The organism is Bacillus sp. NMCN1, assembly GCF_002998085.1.
Classification (GTDB): Bacteria; Bacillota; Bacilli; order Bacillales; family Bacillaceae; genus Bacillus.
This window is the reverse complement of record NZ_PVQL01000002.1, coordinates 583,959-596,886: the sequence shown is the minus strand read 5'-3', so window position 1 is coordinate 596,886 and position 12,928 is coordinate 583,959. Positions and strand designations below refer to the sequence as shown.

The window sequence follows — 12,928 nt, the reverse complement described above, 5'->3', positions numbered from 1 at the left end:
AGGTAAAAAAAATTGAATAGATTATCCAATTTTTTTGATTAACACCTGCGTTAGTTCACTTAATTTGATCTCAGCAAGCACTTGCTCCATCGCACTTTGAGCGCGGCACAAGATTAACTCAAGCACAGCCTGAATATTTGCACCGATTGGACAGTCAGGATTTGGGCTTTCATGGATTTGAAACAATTCTCCCTCATCTACCACTTCAACCGCTTTATACACATCAAGTAGCGTGATGTCGTCTTCACTGCGGTTCAGCTGAGAACCACCTTTGCCAAGACTCGTTGAGATTAGGCCTGCTTTTTTTAATTTACTCATAATGCGGCGGATGACCACTGGGTTTGTATTCACACTTCCCGCGATATCCTCCGATGTCTGTAATGATCCTTTTTCAAGTGATAGCAAGGCCAGAATATGGACAGCGACAGTAAATCTGCTGCTGATTTTCATGTTTTCTCACCTCTGTTGTAATCATTATAGTTACACCATAACATATTGTCAACTAAAAAGTCTGCCGAGCTACTCAGCAGACATAGATTGACGTGCTTTCATTTCTTCTTTCGTATAAATCATGCGCATTGGATTTCCTCCAACAAATGAGCCTGCTGGCACATCCTTATGAACAAGTGTACCAGCTGATACGATCGCCCCATCCCCAATGGTCACACCAGGTAAAATGGTTGAATTGGCGCCAATTAAGACTTCATCACCAATATAGACTTCCCCAAGTCTGTATTCTTTAATCAAATACTCATGGGACAAAATGGTCGTGTTATAGCCAATCACAGTATTTCGACCAACTGTGATTTTCTCAGGAAACATAAGATCCACCATGACCATTAAGGCAAACGCCGTATCCTCGCCGACCTTCATACGAAGAAAGGTTCGGTATATCCAATTTTTCATTCCCATAAAAGGCGTGTACCGTGCTATTTGAATGAGAATAAAGTTTTTCACCACTTTGAAAAAAGGGACAGTCCGATAGACTTGTCGTAACGAATTGACCCCTTTTACAGGATAACGATCTGTTTTTCTCAACTTAATCAGCTCCAACAATCGCCAGGAGATCACTCATTTTCTTCAGCATGAAATCAGGGCGATGCTTTAAAAGGGTCTCTTCTCCCTTAATCGACCAAGCAACACCTGCCGTTTTTGTTCCTGCCGCTTGACCAGACAAAATGTCGTGATAATTATCACCGACCATCACCGCTTCATGTGGATCACTGCCAAGCTTGGATAATGCCAGCTGGACAGGTTCTGGATGCGGCTTCTCATTTTGGACATCATCGAGCGTCACAATCACCTCAAAGAATGGCTCTAAACCTGTCAGCTTCAAACCCATTAAAACCGTATCACGTATTTTTGTTGTGACTATCCCAAGTTTAAATCCTTGATCCTGCAGGACTTTCAATGTATCTAAAACAGTCTCATATTCAGTCACAAGCAGATCATGTTGTTCATGATTAAACGTTCGGTACATCTGAATCATATCATCCGTTAGATCAGGGTCCATCGCAGAGAATGTATCAAACAATGACGGACCAATGAAATGAAGGATCTCTTCACGGCTGTACTGACCAGGATAATAATGATCAAGCGTATGCTGAAATGAAGCAATAATTAATTCATTCGTATTGATTAATGTGCCATCTAAATCAAATAGCACGGTGTTAATAGTTGATTCGTTCATATGGCTTCCTTTCTAACAGCTGCAAGCTCCCGCTTCCGCCAAAAATAGCTAATGGCAGCTGTTAATAAAATAGCAGATACCAGGCGGATGACAAGAAGCGGCCACACTGGAATCCCAAGTGGAATAAATATCAGCGTATCTTCGACCACCGCATGGCAGGCAACAAGGAAAATAAAGGCAAGGGTTAAATCCTTTTTACTCACGCCGTCCTCTTCCACTGCTTTCATCATCACACCGGCCCCGTACGCCAGACCAATGGTTAATCCAGCTACCATCGTCATCGACGTATTTTCTTTCATTCCAAGCATTCTCGTAAATGGAGACAGCCACTTAGACAGCGTATGGAGCCACCCTAAATCTCTCATGAATTGAATGATGATCATGAGAGGGATGACGATACAGGCGAGCTGGAGCACACCGAGTACGGCTTTTTGTAAAGCGAGAAGGACGATCATGTACCAGCTGGAAGGCACATCAGCCGTCTGAGCTGCCGTCAGCAGTCCATATTGTGCAGGCTCCTGACCTCCCTGCCAAACAAGATGAATGACAATAGCCGAAACAACGGCAAGGCTGATTCTGACCAGCAAAATGACAGACACTCTCAGTCCAACCTTTGCTGCCACTGTTGATTCGATGATCAGGTTATGGCAAAAGGACAGCATCACGGCCAAAATGAACACTTCCTTCACAGGAAGATCTAGTGTCAGAATGGCAGCTATGCCCGCATACAAATTCAGCACATTTCCTAATACAAGCGGAATGGCCGCTTCTCCTGAAAGACCAAACAACCCCATAAATGGCCGTATGAATTGAATGATCCAATCCATAACAGGCGTATGCTGCAAGATACTGACGAGAATGGTAACCGGAAAGATGACTTTTCCAAGTGTCCAAGTTGTCGATAGCCCTGCTTTTAAGCCGTTTTTCCATGTCTCCCCCATCTCTTCTGATCCCCCCTGCTTTAATTCGATGAGTTGTTCTCTTTATACGGAATCGATGCGTAACCTTTTATTCTTCTAAAGATTATCAGCAGAACAGCTACTGTAAAAATGGCAATCGAAATCATTTGAGCGATTCGAAGATGTTCTGTCAGCATTAAACTGTCCGTTCTCATTCCTTCTATGAAGAAACGACCGATTGAATACCAAATTAAATAAGACAAGAAGATTTCGCCTCTACGCAGCGATGTTCTGCGTAATAAAATCAAGATCACAACACCAGCAAGATTCCATAATGATTCGTATAAGAACGTTGGGTGATAATAGGTCCCATCAATATACATTTGATTAATGATAAACTCTGGCAAATGCAAATTCTCTAAAAAGGCTCTTGAAACAGCCTCACCATGCGCTTCCTGATTAATAAAGTTCCCCCAGCGTCCAATTGCCTGCGCTAGCAAAATACTAGGTGCTGCTACATCGGCTATTTTCCAGAAGGACACCTTTTTCACTTTTGTAAAGACGATCGCTGTCAGCACAGCACCTATCAGCCCGCCATGAATTGCAATTCCGCCATTCCAAATCTTAATGATTTCATTTGGATGCTGCTGATAGTAATCCCATTCGAAGGTTACATAATAAATTCGTGCACAAATAATAGCTATTGGTATGGCAAATAAGATTAAGTCAATAAACGTATCTTTATTGATTCCTCTTTTCTCACATTCTCTCAGTGCGAGCCAGAGTCCTACCAAGGCTCCGACCCCAATGATCACACCATACCAATGAACCGAAAGAGGTCCGAGCTGAAAAGCAATCGGATCAATTGGCTGAATCGCTTCGTTCATATAGACAACTCCTATTCATCCTGGCCATTGTCTTCAATGACATCGGCAAGTTTACTTGTAAATTGTTCCGCCGCATTATGTCCCATGCGTTTTAACCTGAAGTTCATCGCAGCCACCTCAATAATGACCGCTAAGTTTCGTCCTGGCCGTACAGGAATGGTCAGCTTCGGTACATCTGTATCGATGATTCGCATCTTCTCTTCTTCAAGTCCTAAACGATCGTACTGTTTGCCTTGTTCCCAAAGCTCAAGATTCATCACAATCGTAATTCTCTTATAGCTTCTGACAGCACCGGCTCCAAATAAGGTCATCACATTAATAATGCCTAACCCGCGGATTTCTAAAAGATGTTCAATCAGCTCTGGTGCGCTTCCAACTAACGTATCCTGATCCTCTTGACGGATTTCCACGCAATCGTCTGCGACCAGCCTGTGTCCCCTCTTCACTAGTTCTAAGGCTGTTTCACTTTTTCCTACTCCGCTTTTTCCAATTAACAATACACCTACACCATATACATCTACGAGCACACCATGAATCGCGGTCGTTGGTGCAAGCTTACTTTCTAAAAAGTTGGTCAAACGACTCGAAAGTCTTGTCGTTTTTAGACTTGAACGTAACACAGGTACGCCATTTTCATTTGAAGCTTCAATTAATTCCTTTGGCACTTCACGATCTCGTGACAAAATAATTGCAGGGGTAATATCAGTACAAAGAGACATCATTCTCTGCTTTCGTTCGCGTTCTGGGAGTTGTTCAAAAAAAGAAAGCTCTGTTTTCCCTAAAAGTTGAACTCTTTCTTTTGGGTAATATGTAAAATAACCAGCCATTTCAATACCTGGTCTGGAAAGATCACTGATTGTAATGGGACGATTAATCCCTTCTTCCCCACTTACCAGTTCAAGATGAAATTGTTCCATTATGTCCTTCGTACGAACTTTCGGCACGCTTCTTCCTCCTTTTATCACAGGCGATTCAGAAATACAGCTCTATTTTATCACTTTCAATGATGATCCCAAAACAGTATTTTATCCTGATCCTGTTTCAGTTCATTTACTGGTATAGACAACTATACTTAAAAAGAGTAAACTAAGTCAAAGACAATGACTAAAGGGGGCACAATCATGAGCAGCTCTTTATTACTCTCCAATATTCATATTGTGACAAAGACTGAAATGATTACAAACGGTTTTGTCGGTTTACGCGGCGGCAAGATTGACTATATTTCAACATCACCACCGACAGGAAATTATGAAAAAGTATATATTTCCCGGGAAAACTTTTATTTACTTCCCGGAATGATTGATATTCACATTCATGGCGGGTATGGAGCAGACATGATGGATGCGACATCAGAAGCCATGAATACACTCGCTGCCAACTTACCGTCAGAAGGAACGACAAGTTTTTTAGCAACAACCATCACTCAAAACCATCATGAGATTGAGCAAGCACTTAAAAATGTCGCTCAGTGGAAACAATATAATGAAGAACAAGCCGGAGTTCAGGCACAATGTTTAGGTATCCATCTTGAAGGTCCTTTTATTTCTAAAGATAAAGCAGGAGCACAGCCTGTTCAATGGATAAAGCAGCCCGATCGCCCTCTTTTTGAAAAATGGCTGGATGCTTCTGAACAGCTTATTCGAATTGTCACGTTTGCACCTGAGGAAGACCCTGACTTTGCTTTTCTTTCCCTGTTGCAAGAAAAAAACATCATTCCTTCTATTGGACATACGAATGCCCATCATGACATGATTGAATTAGCAGCAAAGCATGGTGCACGTCATGTCACGCATCTTTATAATGCACTGAGTTCGTTTCAGCATCGTGAACCAAACGCTGTAGGTGCTGCTCTTACGAACGAGCATCTTCATACTGAGCTGATTACGGATGGAATACACTCCCATCCACTTGCCATCAAGCTGGCGTATTTGGCAAAAGGAAGTGATCGTTTGATTATGATCACAGACTCGATGCGCGCAAAAGGACTCGGGAATGGGACGTACGAATTTGGCGGTCAAACAGTCACAGTCAGCGGCGAAAAAGCGTTACTCTCAGATGGTACACTTGCAGGATCGATTCTGCGAATGAAAGATGGCGTCAAACGGATGAAACAGATCACACATTGTGAATGGACAGAGATTGCGAAAATGACCTCAACTAATGCAGCCATTCAGCTAGGACTTGATCAGCAGCTCGGGTCGATCGAAGTTGGAAAACAAGCAGACCTTGTGATTTGGGATGAGTCTGGCGAACTAATGATGACGATCTGCCGTGGACAAATCGTCTTTGAGAAAAAGGAGGCCAACCACTAATGAACATCATCGAATTTGAAGATAAAGAACAATTAGGAAAAGAAGCAGCAGCCCTTATTGCGCGCACAATCGCTTCTAAACCGGATGCCGTACTCGGCCTGGCAACGGGCGGTACACCTCTTGATACGTATCAAGAGTTAATTCACCTTCATCAAGCACATCAATTGTCTTTCAACCAAACAAAAACAGTCAATTTAGATGAATATGCAGGACTTGATCCAGATCATGAAAATAGTTATATGACCTACATGAAACGTCATTTGTTTGATCATATTGATCTCCCTCAGGATCAATATTTCCTTCCAAATGGCGCTGCATCTGATTTAGAAAAAGAATGCTTAAGATATGAGCAGCTCATTCAAGATGTAGGCGGCATCGACCTTCAGCTACTTGGAATCGGTCAAAATGGACATATCGGTTTTAACGAGCCCGGTACCCCATTTAACTCAAAGACTCATATCGTGCAACTAGATGAAAACACCCGGCAGGCCAATGCAAGATACTTTTCTTCTATTGATGAGGTGCCTACACACGCCATCACCATGGGAATTGCGAGCATTCTTTCAAGTAAAAAGATTCTCCTTCTTGCATCAGGAAAATCAAAAGCGAAAGTGATACAATATTTAGAACAGACTGAGATACATCCAGACTTCCCAGCATCTGCTCTAAAACTTCATGAAGATGTGACGATTTTGATTGATCGAGAAGCTGGTTCACTACGCTAAACACGAGAGGATTTTCACATGTTTATTGATAAGCAGTCACCTATTCCGATGTACCATCAGATTATGGAGAACTTGAAAAAACAGATTGAGGATGGAACATTAGCACCTGATACACTCATTCCTTCTGAAAGAGAATATGCCGAACGCTTTGGTATAAGTCGAATGACTGTCAGACAAGCCTTATCGAACCTTGTGAACGAAGGATATTTGTATCGACAAAAAGGAAAAGGCACCTTTGTTAGCCGAAAAAAATTTGAACAGCCGCTTCAAGGCTTAACAAGCTTTACAGAGGATATGCGTCAGCGTGGGCTTAAAGCTTCAAGCCAGCTGATTGACTTCAAAAAAACCGTATGTCCAGAGCACTTGCTGCCTGTCTTACAACTGTCAAATAGCGATGCTATATTTGAACTCAAACGGATACGCCTTGCAAATGATGAACCGATGGCAATTGAAACGAGCTATCTACCTGAAGCATTTGCAGGAGATTTAACAAAGGAACATTTAACTGGCTCTATATATGAATATATAGAGACTCAAACAGGCCTTGCAATTGCTCATGCAAAACAAGAGATTGAAGCGAATGTAGCTTCAAAGGAAGAAGCACACGTGCTGTCTATTTCAACAGGCGATCCCGTGCTCTCAATCGCAAGAACGACTTATTTTCAGAATGACATTCCATTTGAGTATGTCCTTTCCGTTTATAGAGGGGATCGTTACAAGCTCATTCATACAATGGAAAGATAAACAGTGCCCTTATAAAAAGAGCACTGTTTTTATTTCCTAAGAAATGTTGCTTCATGATCATTTTTTTGTATGAATTTTCCATATCGGTGAAATCGCTTTTCCTTGAAAACGATCTTTTGCTACAGTGTACCAATAATAGTCTTCATTTGGCTTTAAGCCTTTCCACTCAAAGCTTGCTTTTTTGCCGCTTTTTACGCCGCGCGCTTCTCCTATCAGAACATTTGTGTACACATTGAGTTCAAAATAATTGGTTTTGACAGATTTCATTTTCGGCGTCAAATCCACATCGATTGAAAATTCATCCTGATCTCCATACGTTTTAGGATCATAGAAATGCTCTTGATTCATATAAGGTGAGTATGTCGTGAAATGTAGCTGGTTTTTTTCTTGATCGGCTGTTATCAACCGCATAAACCCTTGTCCACCTTCAGGTCCTGACTGATAATCAGCGAGTATTTGATATACTTTCCTATCTACTTTGCCATCCTTGTCATCGTCAAGCTCATCTACTTTCCTGCTCGCTCCGTGATAGTGACCGCTAAATACTGCCACAATATTGGGATGGCGCTTCACTACCTGATGGAAGATGAGGTCGCCAATCGGACTGCGGTTGCCACTCACCAACAAATACTCATGGAAATTTAACATGACGATGCGGTCTGGATGCTCAGAAATCACACGGTTTAACCAATCAATTTCATCTTGCTTAATCCCCCAGCCCATGTATACCATCATATAATCATTGCCACCGGCAGAGATGAGATCATAATGACCTCGATTGTTTTGATAGGATTCGCCATAGTAAGGTTTATTTGCAAAGCGTTTCTCCCCGAAATATTTCCCATATTCCGCATAAAAACCGTCCTTATGTCTAACATCATGATTTCCTGCTAAAACACCATAAGGAATTTGATGCTCATCTAACACACGCATAAACGTATCGGCACGATGCCATTGTTTATCCTTGGAATCATCCACAATGTCACCTGTATGGAACACATATTGAATGTTTAACTTCTCTCTCTGGTCTCGAATCCACTCGACCATTTGTTTAAAGATATGAGGATAGCTCTTTGCATAATATTGTGTGTCAGACATCCAAACCATCTTATATGGCTTTTGCGCTTTGCTGATTTCATCTTGTACAATCAAATCAAACGTATGATTCTTCATGTACTGTCTTACTGAAAGCAGTCCTTTCAGGTAAAATTCTTTTTGATCTTTAGCAAAATGATGAGTGATTTTATCCCACTTTTCTTGCTGATGATTCCATGCATACATGGTCACCTTTCTCCCTGACAATGAACTCCCTTTCCATATCGCTTCGACGACATCCTTTTCACGTACATCTTGATGAACCTTGATTTGAAAACGATGATAGGGAAAACGATTCAAATCCTTCGTTTCAACTGACTTACCATCAGTAAATGCAATGCGATTCCTTTCTTGATTAGAAAAAATCATTTCTCCTTTTTCGTTAAAGCTTTTTGGCGGTTCTGTCTCCGCTGCATATTTCAAAATCTTCATTGATGGATGCAGTGATGTATATTGATAGGCACGGTAAAAGGAGTAATCCAGCTTATCATTTGTTGGGTCTTTGGTGAGTACAGTTTGCTTAGTCGATTTCATTTTCGTCTTATCTGCTACTCGTTCAGGTGTCTCAGGGTGTTCATGTACCGTCTTGAATACTTTTTTCACCGTCGTCATGTTCCCTGCTGCATCTTTTGCTTTGATGATCAACGTGTGCTCCCCTGGGTCTAATTCACTAGAGGACGTCTGATATGGCAAGGAAATTGGCTTGCTATCTACATATGCCTTCATCTCCTCTATGTCACTCCAGCGATCCGTTACCTTTGCTTTTAACGTAAAGGCTCCTTTATATGGATTCTTTGTTTGGACATTGGTCTTAATTTTCGGACCTGTATTATCGACGTTCACATGTACAGTTGTATGCTCGTCTGAGGTTCTGGCCTCAATCAGGTGCGGCCCCTCTTTCAGCCTTCTTGTATCCCACTTCATATACGTTGAAACATAAGCTTCTTTTGGAATTTCAAATTGAAATGTTCTTACCTTTTTGGCGTTACCGCTGTCTCCCATTCTCCATTCTTTTTGCGGCTTTGCATTGATTGGACGAATTTGTGTTCCATTCGACAGAATCATCCGGACGTTTTTTAATTCAAAATCATCGTGATTCTCTCCAGGAAGCCGATCTACTGGGGAAGTCTTCGTTCCAGCATGGAAGGAGATCGTTTGGAGACCTGCTTTTTTCATCTCTGCTTCTGGTATTGGCATTGTATAGGTACGATACACTTTTGTCGAATCATCAAAAATAGAAAGTAAGTGCTTACCTATGGAGACACCATTTTTAAAATACAAATTTGTCCCTTTGACATCAAATGCGATATATGGATCTGCTTCAAGGGCAGAAAAGACTTGCTGATTCCGCTTTCCATCTATCAATAATTCAATGCTTTTTTTCCGATCAAACGTTGCCTTTAATGGAAATAATCCTGAAACCGTATCTCCTTCTTCTACATTGAATCGAAGGCCGTGGGCTTTGCTAACCTGCTCCACATCAATCGTTTTTTTCATCGTCATTGCTGTATTTTCGCCGTCTGACACTTCAAGCTGATATTCCAATTGTTCTTTACCAATCAACTCGGGTGAGTAAATAATATGATGAAATAACCGGTCGTTATGATCTTTTTGAAGCAGTATTTCCTTGAAATCATCTTTCCGATTTGTTCGATAGCGAAGCTTGACGGTTTTGACGACCTGATCATCCTGTACATCCGTTTTAATCTCTATGCTTTCAGTTGGTTTCACTGGTTTCCTTACTGTCATATCTTCAATCACAGGTTTATGGATATCTTGAGAAATTTCTTTTTTCTCAGATGGAATTTGTGCTTTTAGCACTTTTCCAGGAGTAGGCTCTTCCTCAATTTTCGAGATCAGCTTCATTTGCGGAGTACCGTCCATTGGATATTTGAACAGCAAAGATTTATGCTCACTAAACCATGATGGCTTCAAACGAAATGCTGCTGAAGAAACCTCCTCCCCTATATTTGTTGTGATTGAAACAAGACGAGATTTAGAGTTGGACAGCCCTTTGCTCTCGATAACAGATACATGCTCTCCCTCTTTTAATTGACTTTTGTACATGGCATTGAAGTCCGCTAAAGTTAAATGCTCCTGCCCTTTTTTCCTCAGCCAGAAAACATAAGGTTTTCCAGGTGAAATGGTGACTGGATTTGCGTGAAAGGAATACACATCATCCATTTCGGTTCCTTGTGCAGGATTGCGGTAGCGAAGCTGATAATGTTTAAGAGAGATAGGCTCATGTGTCGTGTTATACACCTCGATAAATTCAAATGCATCTTTGCCTTTGCGATTTTTTGAATTGACGACAATTTCCGTGATGACTAAGTCCGGAATGCGCGAAAGATCCTCTTCAAATCCATTTAAGTGGACAGATTGTTCTGCCGTTTTGATCACGGACTTTTGCGTAAGAAACTCTGTATAGTAACGAACGGTTGAATTCCATAATTGATCTGGCGGAATTTTCGCTGTAAATTCTGGCTTCATACCTGGCAGCCGTTCCATTGGGATCAAACGGTACCCCAGTTCATCACTTTGTTTATAGTACAAGTTCGCAGACAAAATTTGTTCCGGATTCGTAATAGACGCACGAAACTGGAGATCACGGCTTTTTTTCCCTAGAACTGGACGGACATCCACATGAAATGGGTCAAAGATAAAAGGAGAAAAAGGCTTGTCTGGTATATTGACTTGTGTTTGAATAAAAGGCCCTGCTGAAGCAGGCTGACTGAAACAAAAAAGAATGATAAAAAAACATAAAAGCATGATTTGTCTGCTCACGTTCACCATCGTGCACCGCCTCCCTTCGGATATTGTGTCTCCTGAAGGAAGTTTTTATGTCAGGTGAAACGGAGAAACGATACAAAATTGCACAAAAAAACCGTTAGCTTTTTTTCGCTAACGGCTCCACAATTCCTTTTTGTATCAACAGATGGAAAATGGATAAAATGACAGCCATCCAAATGGCCGTTCCGAATCCATCAATGTTAAAACTATCCCCCATAAAGCTCGATGTCATCATGAGTGTGATGGCATTAATCACAAATAAGAACAATCCTAGTGAAAGGACAGTCACTGGAAGCGTCAAAATGATCAAAAACGGCTTCACTAAAATATTGAGCAAGGACAAAATGATACTTGCGACAATGGCTGCGCCAAATCCCTCAATATACACGCTCCCAAGCCCTGGCAGAATGCCTGAATCAAAATATCCAGCAATGACGATTAAAAGTAATGCATTTACTAAAATACTGACGATCCATCTAAGCATTTAGTTAGTGCCTTCTTCCGGAACAACAAAATACCAGATGAAGTAGACCAGGAAGATTGGCATAAATGCTGTCAAAAATCCGATAATGACCGTTAAAATGCGAAGCAGGGATGCATCGACACTTAAGTATTCGGCAAGTCCACCAACAACGCCCGCTATTTTTTTATCTGTTGCTGAACGATAAAGCTTCTTCATGTAGAATCACTCCTTGTCTGATTGGTGCTTTACTTGTATTGAACCTGTTTTTGTTTCTGCAAAAATGGATATACTGTTCACTGCCTGTTGATTGGCTTTGATCATTTTCTCTTTTTGTAATGTTTCATTCTTCTCTTTAATCATCTCTGCATCAAGCAAATCGTGAGAGATAGACCCAAGATTGCTTTTCAACTCAGCGGTCACTGCACACGCACGCGGGATCTGGACGTCCACACTGCCTGTTGTCGTTTTCGCATAGATGGAACGGCAATTTTCATCCGACAGTTGAACAGCAATGTTTCCGTTAAAGCTTTGAGCATCAATTGATTCACTTTTCCCGCGTAGGTCAATGAGCCCATTGATGGTTTCTACTTCAATCATACCACACTCGTGATCCGCCAGTTTAATTTGTCCGTTTGCTGTTTCAATTCCAACCTTTTCTGCCTGTAATGAGGCAAAGGAGACAACACCATTTGTGGTTTTCGCAGCAAGTTCTTTTGTCTTTAGCTTTTCCCCGCGAATCGGACCATTAAACAGTTTCACCTTGATCTTATCGTATTGGATACGCGGTACATATAAAGTGACATTGACTTTCATCGTCTTCTTTTCGGTCCGTATAAAAAATTTATCCCCTTCCAGACCGCAGTCCAATTGATTGAGAAACTGCTGTCTTGCCTGCTCTCCGTCCTCTGCACGGTAGATTTTGGCATGGCACTCTGCCCGAATATCTCCATCGTCCCAAGGCATCACATTGAGACTGCCGTTCGCCAATTGAATATCTAAATGAGAGAGCTTGGCGTCTTTGAACTGAAAAATGTGCTCAACGTCGACCGACTGTCCAAAGTTTAAATCAAGATCTACGTCTTTCACCTTTTTCACCGCAGAATCTAACCAGCCAAACAGCTTTGCACCAAGATTTTCGGTACCAGTTCCTTTGCTCTCTGTGCCAGCTTTTTCTTCATGAAAGGTGTGATCGGCCGTTGATTTTTCTAATGAAACAGACTGACTTTCTTCTAGTTTTTCAAGCAGCGTAATCGCTTCTTTTGCCGATAACGTCCCGTCTTCTACTAATTTTAAAATGCGTTCTTTTTCATTCATACAAAGCCC

Annotated in this window: 13 protein-coding genes; 3 read left to right on the top strand and 10 right to left on the bottom strand. The window is 41.5% G+C overall.

The annotated features are described in order from the left end of the window. Positions 1-21: 21 nt before the first annotated feature. From C6W21_RS12810 to hprK, 6 genes are all read right to left on the bottom strand, one after another. On the bottom strand, positions 22-450 hold the full coding sequence (locus tag C6W21_RS12810; protein WP_003213266.1) for an Rrf2 family transcriptional regulator: 429 nt from the start codon (positions 448-450) through the stop codon (positions 22-24). A gap of 69 nt (positions 451-519) precedes the next feature. Next, positions 520-1,038, bottom strand: a complete 519-nt coding sequence (locus tag C6W21_RS12805; RefSeq protein WP_106050672.1) for an acyltransferase — start codon at positions 1,036-1,038, stop codon at positions 520-522. 1 nt (position 1,039) lies between these two features. After that, on the bottom strand, positions 1,040-1,690 hold the full coding sequence (ppaX, locus tag C6W21_RS12800) for a pyrophosphatase PpaX (protein ID WP_106050671.1): 651 nt from the start codon (positions 1,688-1,690) through the stop codon (positions 1,040-1,042). Beyond that, on the bottom strand, positions 1,687-2,631 hold the full coding sequence (locus C6W21_RS12795; RefSeq protein ID WP_106050670.1) for a nucleoside recognition domain-containing protein: 945 nt from the start codon (positions 2,629-2,631) through the stop codon (positions 1,687-1,689). Before C6W21_RS12795 ends, ppaX begins: the two co-directional genes overlap by 4 nt. 20 nt (positions 2,632-2,651) lie before the next feature. Continuing rightward, positions 2,652-3,476: a prolipoprotein diacylglyceryl transferase gene (gene lgt / locus C6W21_RS12790; protein WP_106050669.1), complete on the bottom strand. Its 825-nt coding sequence runs from the start codon at positions 3,474-3,476 to the stop codon at positions 2,652-2,654. Positions 3,477-3,487: 11 nt separating this feature from the next. Further along, positions 3,488-4,420 (bottom strand): HPr(Ser) kinase/phosphatase, encoded by a 933-nt coding sequence (gene hprK / locus C6W21_RS12785; protein WP_003212943.1) that lies wholly within the window; start codon positions 4,418-4,420, stop codon positions 3,488-3,490. 177 nt (positions 4,421-4,597) lie between these two features. Here hprK and nagA point away from each other — a divergent pair, with 177 nt between their 5' ends. Genes nagA through C6W21_RS12770 form a run of 3 tightly spaced genes read left to right on the top strand, consistent with a single transcriptional unit; the run spans position 4,598 to position 7,257 of the window. Continuing rightward, complete coding sequence (gene nagA / locus C6W21_RS12780) at positions 4,598-5,788, top strand: N-acetylglucosamine-6-phosphate deacetylase (RefSeq protein ID WP_106050668.1); 1,191 nt, start codon at positions 4,598-4,600, stop codon at positions 5,786-5,788. Next, a complete protein-coding gene (gene nagB / locus C6W21_RS12775) occupies positions 5,788-6,513 on the top strand; it encodes a glucosamine-6-phosphate deaminase (RefSeq protein ID WP_106050667.1) in 726 nt (241 codons plus the stop codon). Before nagA ends, nagB begins: the two co-directional genes overlap by 1 nt. A gap of 18 nt (positions 6,514-6,531) precedes the next feature. Continuing rightward, positions 6,532-7,257 carry a GntR family transcriptional regulator gene (locus C6W21_RS12770; RefSeq protein WP_106050666.1) on the top strand — a complete coding sequence of 242 codons (726 nt, stop codon included), beginning with the start codon at positions 6,532-6,534 and terminating at the stop codon, positions 7,255-7,257. Between the two features lie 57 nt (positions 7,258-7,314). On the opposite strand, the gene C6W21_RS12765 is transcribed toward C6W21_RS12770, so the two are convergent. The 4 genes from C6W21_RS12765 to C6W21_RS12750 all read right to left on the bottom strand — a co-directional run bounded on the left by C6W21_RS12765 (position 7,315) and on the right by C6W21_RS12750 (position 12,919). Further along, positions 7,315-11,145, bottom strand: a complete 3,831-nt coding sequence (locus C6W21_RS12765) for a lamin tail domain-containing metallophosphoesterase family protein (protein WP_106050665.1) — start codon at positions 11,143-11,145, stop codon at positions 7,315-7,317. 94 nt (positions 11,146-11,239) lie between these two features. Beyond that, entirely contained in the window at positions 11,240-11,626 is a 387-nt protein-coding gene (locus C6W21_RS12760) for a phage holin family protein (protein WP_024423577.1), read from the bottom strand. Continuing rightward, entirely contained in the window at positions 11,627-11,821 is a 195-nt protein-coding gene (locus C6W21_RS12755; protein WP_060597366.1) for a PspC domain-containing protein, read from the bottom strand. Positions 11,822-11,827: 6 nt separating this feature from the next. Further along, on the bottom strand, positions 11,828-12,919 hold the full coding sequence (locus C6W21_RS12750; RefSeq protein WP_106050664.1) for a DUF4097 family beta strand repeat-containing protein: 1,092 nt from the start codon (positions 12,917-12,919) through the stop codon (positions 11,828-11,830). Between the last annotated feature and the right edge of the window lie 9 nt (positions 12,920-12,928).

Coding starts and splice junctions, on each gene's coding strand:
- C6W21_RS12810 (WP_003213266.1), bottom strand. CDS start 450: ATGAAAATCAGCAGCAGATTTACTGTCGCTGTCCATATTCTGGCCTTG.
- ppaX (WP_106050671.1), bottom strand. CDS start 1,690: ATGAACGAATCAACTATTAACACCGTGCTATTTGATTTAGATGGCACA.
- C6W21_RS12795 (WP_106050670.1), bottom strand. CDS start 2,631: ATGGGGGAGACATGGAAAAACGGCTTAAAAGCAGGGCTATCGACAACT.
- lgt (WP_106050669.1), bottom strand. CDS start 3,476: ATGAACGAAGCGATTCAGCCAATTGATCCGATTGCTTTTCAGCTCGGA.
- nagA (WP_106050668.1), top strand. CDS start 4,598: ATGAGCAGCTCTTTATTACTCTCCAATATTCATATTGTGACAAAGACT.
- nagB (WP_106050667.1), top strand. CDS start 5,788: ATGAACATCATCGAATTTGAAGATAAAGAACAATTAGGAAAAGAAGCA.
- C6W21_RS12770 (WP_106050666.1), top strand. CDS start 6,532: ATGTTTATTGATAAGCAGTCACCTATTCCGATGTACCATCAGATTATG.
- C6W21_RS12765 (WP_106050665.1), bottom strand. CDS start 11,145: ATGGTGAACGTGAGCAGACAAATCATGCTTTTATGTTTTTTTATCATT.
- C6W21_RS12760 (WP_024423577.1), bottom strand. CDS start 11,626: ATGCTTAGATGGATCGTCAGTATTTTAGTAAATGCATTACTTTTAATC.
- C6W21_RS12755 (WP_060597366.1), bottom strand. CDS start 11,821: ATGAAGAAGCTTTATCGTTCAGCAACAGATAAAAAAATAGCGGGCGTT.
- C6W21_RS12750 (WP_106050664.1), bottom strand. CDS start 12,919: ATGAATGAAAAAGAACGCATTTTAAAATTAGTAGAAGACGGGACGTTA.